This window comes from Pseudomonas agronomica (assembly GCF_025917275.1).
GTDB classification, from domain to species: Bacteria; Pseudomonadota; Gammaproteobacteria; order Pseudomonadales; family Pseudomonadaceae; genus Aquipseudomonas; species Aquipseudomonas agronomica.
Map to the genome: position 1 here is coordinate 1 of NZ_JAOSHO010000326.1, position 5,942 is coordinate 5,942.

Annotated in this window: 4 protein-coding genes; all 4 read right to left on the bottom strand. The window is 62.0% G+C overall.

Annotation, left to right across the window (positions count from 1 at the left end):
* Positions 1–49: 49 nt before the first annotated feature.
* Positions 50–1,603, bottom strand: a complete 1,554-nt coding sequence (gene garD / locus OC610_RS19630) for a galactarate dehydratase (protein ID WP_030139835.1) — start codon at positions 1,601–1,603, stop codon at positions 50–52.
* A 12-nt stretch (positions 1,604–1,615) separates the two neighbouring features.
* Positions 1,616–2,980, bottom strand: coding sequence for an MFS transporter (locus OC610_RS19635; protein WP_264430016.1), 1,365 nt, complete (start codon positions 2,978–2,980; stop codon positions 1,616–1,618).
* Positions 2,981–3,065: 85 nt separating this feature from the next.
* Complete coding sequence (locus tag OC610_RS19640; protein WP_181287582.1) at positions 3,066–4,511, bottom strand: aldehyde dehydrogenase family protein; 1,446 nt, start codon at positions 4,509–4,511, stop codon at positions 3,066–3,068.
* A 128-nt stretch (positions 4,512–4,639) separates the two neighbouring features.
* Positions 4,640–5,551: a 5-dehydro-4-deoxyglucarate dehydratase gene (gene kdgD / locus OC610_RS19645; protein ID WP_186710799.1), complete on the bottom strand. Its 912-nt coding sequence runs from the start codon at positions 5,549–5,551 to the stop codon at positions 4,640–4,642.
* Between the last annotated feature and the right edge of the window lie 391 nt (positions 5,552–5,942).

Here is a 5,942-nt window from a genome sequence, read left to right on the forward strand (position 1 = left end):
TCGCGAGCAAGCTCGCTCCCACACTGGATCTCCATCGATCACGCAATCATCAGGTAATCGGCGCCGGGTTGAACAAGGTGATGTCGTTGAACAGCTTGTGCCGTTCGGCCCAGGTCTGTTTCTTGCCGCTGGCCACGTCCAGGTAGTAGTGGAACAGTTCCCAGCCCAACTCTTCGATGGTCGCGCGCCCGGTGGCGATGCGGCCAGCGTCGATGTCGATCAGGTCCGGCCAGCGCTGGGCCAGTTCGGTGCGGGTCGAGACCTTCACCACCGGCGCCATCGCCAGGCCGTACGGCGTGCCCCGGCCCGTGGTGAACACGTGCAGGTTCATCCCCGCCGCCAATTGCAGCGTGCCGCAGACAAAATCGCTGGCCGGCGTGGCACAGAAGATCAGGCCCTTTTGCTTGAACCGCTCGCCCGGGCCAAGCACGCCGTTGATGGCGCTGCTGCCGGACTTGACGATCGAGCCCAGGGACTTCTCGACGATGTTCGACAACCCACCCTTCTTGTTGCCCGGCGTGGTGTTGGCGCTGCGATCGGCTTCGCCCTTGGCCAGGTAACGGTCGTACCAGTCCATTTCACGCACCAGTTCCTGGGCGACTTCCTGGGTTTGCGCCCGGGAAGTCAGCAGGTAGATCGCATCGCGTACTTCGGTGACTTCGGAAAACATCACCGTCGCGCCGGCCCGCAGCAACAAGTCCGAGGCGTAGCCCAGGGCCGGGTTGGCGGTGATGCCGGAAAACGCATCGCTGCCGCCGCACTGCATGCCCAGGATCAGCTCCGAGGCCGGCACGGTTTCGCGACGACGCTGGTCGAGTTTCTTCAGGCGCGTCTCGGCCAGTTCCATGATCTGCTCGATCATTTCCGTGAAGCCGTGACTGGAATCCTGCAAGCGATACAACCATGGCTCGCTGAGGTCCACCGAGCTGTCGCCTTCATGCATCACCTGCCCGGCCTGCAATTTCTCGCAGCCCAGGCTGATCACCAGCGCCTCGCCACCCAGGTTCGGGTTGCGCGCCAGGTTGCGCACGGTGCGGATCGGGATGTAGGCGTCGGTGGCGGTGATCGCCACGCCGCAGCCATAGCTGTGGGTCAGCGCCACCACGTCATCGACGTTCGGGTACTTGGGCAGCAGCTCGTCCTTGATGCGCTTGACCGCATGGTCCAGCACCCCGGTCACGCACTGCACCGTGGTGGTGATGCCCAGGATGTTGCGTGTGCCGACGGTACCGTCGGCGTTGCGATAACCCTCGAAGGTGTAGCCCTCCAGCGGCGCATCGGCCGCCGGCACATCGGTGGACAGCGGCAAGCTGTCCAACGGTGGTGCGGTAGGCATGCGCAACTGGTCTTCCTTGACCCAACTGCCACGGGGGATCGGTTGCAGCGCGTAGCCAATGACCTGGCCGTAGCGAATGACCTCGCCACCCTCGGGAATGTCCACCAGGGTGACTTTGTGGCTCTGCGGGACGAAGTCCACGGTGACCAGGCCGTCCGGGAATTCGGTCCCGGCCGGTACACCCTGGTCGTTGACGACAATCACCACGTTGTCCCGCTCGTGCAGGCGGATGTAACGGGGCGAATCGGCATGTTCAATCAGTTGCATCGATGCCGCTCCTCAGGATTTGGCTTCAGACAGGCTGGAAATATCGGCATCCTTGGCCGTTGGCTCCTTGAGCACGACACGCTTGATCGGGCCCACGATGACCAGGTAGCTGAACACCGCCACCAACGCATTGCAACCGACGAACACCAGGGCCCATTTGAACGAACCGGTGGCGCTGATGATGTAGCCGATGACGATTGGCGTGGTGATCGATGCCAGGTTGCCGAAGGTGTTGAACAGGCCGCCGCTCAAGCCAGCGATCTGTTTCGGCGAGGTGTCGGACACCACGGCCCAACCGAGCGCGCCGACGCCTTTACCGAAGAAAGCCAGGGCCATGAAGCCCACCACCATCCATTCGATGTCGACGTAGTTGCACGCCACGATGCTGCTGGACACCAGCAGGCCGGCAATGATCGGCGCCTTGCGGGCGAAGGTCAGCGAATGGCCCTTGCGCAGCAGGTAATCGGAAATCACCCCGCCGAGCACGCCGCCGATGAAGCCGCAGATCGCCGGCAAGGACGCGATGAAACCCGCCTTGAGGATAGTCATGCCGCGTTCCTGCACCAGGTACACCGGGAACCAGGTCAGGAAGAAGTAAGTGATGCCGTTGATGCAGTACTGGCCCAGGTACACGCCGAGCATCATGCGGTTGGTCAGCAGTTGGCGAATGTAGTCCCACTTCGGACCGTCGGCTTTCTTGCCTTTGCCCTTGTCCTGGTCCATGTCGACCATCGCGCCGTTCGAAGCGATGTGATTGAACTCGGCCTCGTTGATCATCGGGTGCTGGCGCGGGCTGTGGATGATCTTCAGCCAGATCAGCGAGAAGAGGATGCCGATCACGCCCATCACGATGAACACATGCTGCCAGCCGAAGCGGTAGACGATCCAGCCCATCAGCGGTGCGAACAACACGGTGGCGAAATATTGCGCCGAGTTGAAGATCGCCGAGGCGGTGCCGCGTTCCGCGGTGGGGAACCAGGCCGCGACGATGCGTGCGTTGCCGGGGAAAGAAGGCGCTTCGGCCAGCCCAACCAGGAAGCGCAGCATGAACAACGCGACCACGGCGGTCGACAGGCCAAATTCACCGACATAGCCTTGCAGCACGGTGAACAGCGACCAGGTGAAGATGCTCAAGGCATAGATTTTTTTCGAGCCAAAGCGGTCGAGCAGCCAGCCGCCGGGAATTTGCCCGGCCACATAGGCCCAACCGAAAGCGGAGAAGATATAACCGAGGGTAACGGCGTCGATGCCGAGGTCTTTCTGCAGGCTGGAGCCCGCGATGGCAATAGTTGCGCGGTCGGCATAGTTGATCGTCGTCACCAAAAACAGCATGAGCAGGATCAAATAGCGGACGCGGGTCGGCTTGGTTTCTTGCATGTCATCTACTTCCACTATTTATTTTTATACGGGAAATCAATTTGTACGGTCGGCGCCGATGCGCGGCGCCGACCGGTGTTGCGTGTTACGAGCCGATGTAGGAAGTCTTCACCACGGTGTAGAACTCTTGCGCGTAGCGACCCTGCTCGCGCGAACCGTAGGACGAACCTTTGCGCCCGCCGAACGGCACGTGGTAATCCACGCCGGCGGTCGGTAGGTTGACCATTACCATGCCTGCCTGGGAATGGCGCTTGAAGTGGTTGGCGTACTTAAGCGACGTGGTGGCGATACCGGCCGACAAACCGAACTCGGTGTCATTGGCCATCGCCAGCGCCGCCTCGTAGTCGGCCACGCGCACGACGTTGGCCACCGGACCGAAGATCTCTTCGCGGCTGATGCGCATCGAAGCTTCGCTGTCGGCGAACAGCGTCGGCGCCAGGAAGTAACCTTCGGTATCGCAAGTCACCACGCCACCACCGCTGACCAGCCGAGCACCTTCGCTCTGGCCGATGTCGATGTACTTCAAGTCCTGGTTGAGCTGGGCCTCGGAAACCACCGGGCCGATGTCGGTGCCAGCCTTCAACGCATGGCCGACCTTGATCGACTGCATACGCTCGGCCATCGCCGCGACGAACTTGTCGTGGATGCCGGCGGTGACGATCAGGCGGCTCGACGCCGTGCAGCGCTGGCCGGTGGAGTAGAACGCGCTCTGCACCGCCAGTTCGACGGCCTGCTTGAGGTCGGCGTCGTCGAGGATGATCTGCGGGTTCTTGCCGCCCATCTCCAATTGCACCTTGGCCTGGCGCGACACGCAGTTGACCGCGATCTGCCGGCCCACGCCCACGGAACCGGTGAAGCTGATGCCGTCGACTTTCGGGCTGTTGACCAGGACTTCACCGACCACGCGGCCGCTGCCCATCACCAGGTTGAACGCACCGGCCGGGAAACCGGCGCGGGAAATGATCTCGGCCAGGGCCCAGGCGCAGCCCGGCACCAGCTCGGCGGGCTTGATCACCACGCAGTTGCCGTAGGCCAGGGCCGGGGCGATTTTCCACGCGGGAATGGCGATCGGGAAGTTCCACGGAGTGATCAGGCCGACCACGCCGAGGGCTTCGCGGGTGACTTCGACGTTGACGCCCGGGCGCACCGACGGCACGTAGTCGCCCGACAGACGCAGGCATTCACCGGCGAAGAATTTGAAAATGTTGCCGGCGCGGGTCACTTCGCCGATGGCTTCGGGCAGGGTCTTGCCCTCTTCCCGAGCCAGCAGTTGGCCGAGTTCTTCGCGGCGGGCGAGAATCTCGGTGCCGACTTTGTCCAGCGCATCGTGACGCGCCTGGATGCCCGAGGTCGACCAGGCCGGGAACGCGGCGCGGGCGGCTTCGATGGCGGCGTTGACTTGTGCTGCGTCGGCCTTGGCGTATTCACCGATGACATCGGACAAGTCAGACGGGTTGATGTTGGTGCAATAGTCGGCACCGGCCACCCACTGACCGTTGATGTAGTTATCGAAACGCTTTGCATCTGCCACGGAGCTTCTCCTCTCACAAAACCAGTCTAGGAACGCGGGGCGTCCCTGGCTGCGTCCCCACGCGCACGCGGGAACGATCGAGCCTTACGCAAAAAGCCGCTGATTGCTCAGCGGCCTTGTCGGGTCTGTTACTGCTTGCCTTGCTTGTCGATCAGCGCGGCCAGGGCTTCGTATTCTTCTGGCAGCAGATCGGTCAGCGGCGTGCGCACAGGACCTGCGTCATAGCCAACGATCTTCGCGCCAGCCTTGACGATGCTCACTGCGTAACCGGCCTTGCGGTTGCGGATGTCCAGGTAAGGCAAGAAGAAGTCGTCGATGATCTTGCCGACGGTGTCGTGATCGTCGCGAGCAATGGCGTGGTAGAAGTCCATCGCGGTTTTCGGGATGAAGTTGAACACCGCCGAGGAGTAGACCGGCACGCCCAGGGCCTTGTAGGCCGCGGCGTAGACTTCAGCGGTCGGCAGGCCGCCCAGGTAGCTGAAACGATCGCCGAGGCGACGACGGATCGACACCATCAGTTCGATATCGCCCAGGCCGTCCTTGTAGCCGATCAGGTTCGGGCAGCGCTCGGCCAGTTGCTCCAGCTGAGTGGCGTTCAGGCGGCAGACGTTGCGGTTGTACACCACCACGCCGATCTTCACCGATTTGCACACGGCTTCAACGTGGGCGGCAACGCCGTCCTGGCTGGCTTCGGTCAGGTAGTGCGGCAGCAGCAACAGGCCCTTGGCGCCCAGGCGCTCGGCTTCTTGAGCGTATTCGATGGCCTGGCGGGTGGCACCGCCCACGCCAGCGAGGATTGGCACGCTGGTGGCGCAGGTATCGACGGCAGTCTTGATGACTTGGGAATACTCGCTGGCGGCCAGGGAGAAGAATTCACCGGTGCCGCCCGCTGCGAACAACGCAGAGGCGCCGTACGGGGCCAGCCACTCGAGGCGCTTGATGTAGCTGTCGCGATTGAAATCGCCATTGGCAGTGAAATCGGTGACCGGGAACGACAGCAGGCCAGACGAGAGGATGGACTTCAGTTCTTGTGGATTCATTATTCGAACACCCTGGACGCAAATGTTGTGTTGTAGGAAACGGTTCAGCTTCATGTGAAGTTGTAGGTCATCGTACAACTTAAAATGTGAACGTCAACTGCATTTCGTCTTTTGTTGGGGAGGCGGGCCAGGGTTGTTGGCGTGAAGCCTTCTAAATCGGGACTTAGGACGGGATTGAAAGACGAATGGAAATTGCCGCCGGGGCTCCAGGACGGCTCGTCGCCCCTGTTAACTCTGCCAATAGGCACCGTTGCAGCGTGGGGACATAGCCCCAGCACGGCGGTGCTGCGCACGGCCGTAGTTCCTCACAATATTCAATTGAGTCGCCTTACGCGGCGATCAGCGCGGCCTCACAGGGAGGGACATCCTGTGGCGAGGGGATTTATCCCCG